The organism is Pseudomonas sp. BAV 4579, from assembly GCF_009765395.1.
GTDB lineage: Bacteria > Pseudomonadota > Gammaproteobacteria > Pseudomonadales > Pseudomonadaceae > Chryseomonas > Chryseomonas aestiva.
In genome coordinates, this window is the sequence record NZ_WHOV01000275.1 from 1 (window position 1) to 541 (window position 541).

At 69.1% G+C, this 541-nt stretch carries 2 pseudogenes; both read left to right on the forward strand.

The features are described 5' to 3' along the window. Positions 1-174, forward strand: a pseudogene (locus GSQ95_RS25955) (M20 peptidase family dipeptidase); the annotation flags it as partial. Then, positions 174-541 (forward strand): annotated as a pseudogene (locus GSQ95_RS25960) (M20 family peptidase); the annotation flags it as partial. The pseudogenes GSQ95_RS25955 and GSQ95_RS25960, both read left to right, overlap by 1 nt.

Genomic DNA, 541 nt, shown 5'->3' on the forward strand with positions numbered 1-541 from the left:
AATGACATCTTTGCCGACATCCTCGAACTGCCCACCCTCTGGGTACCCCATTCCTATCCCGCCTGCTCCCAGCACGCGCCCAACGAGCATCTCCTGGCCCCGGTCGCGCGGCAGGGGTTGCAACTCATGGCCGGGCTGTTCTGGGACCTGGGCGATCGCTGGAGCCGCCGCTGATGCCCCTTGCCAAGACCACTGCCCTGGAATGGCTCGCCACCCAGCGCGAGCCGATGACCCTTCTCCTGCAACGCCTGGTCGATACCGATTCCAACAGCTACGACAAGACCGGCGTCGATGCCGTCGGTGCGGTGCTCACCGCGGCCCTGGCCGAAGATGGCATCGAGGTTGCCCGGACGCCGGTCGCCGACTTCGGTGACGTCCTCGCCGCCCAGGTGGGGCCCGCCACCGGCGCTGCGGTGTTGCTGCTGGGCCACCGCGACACCGTCTTTGCGCCGGGCACCGTGGCCAGCCGCGGCTTCACCCGCGATGCCCGCCAGGCCTATGGCCCCGGCGTCGCGGACATGAAGGGTGGACTGGTGGCGAG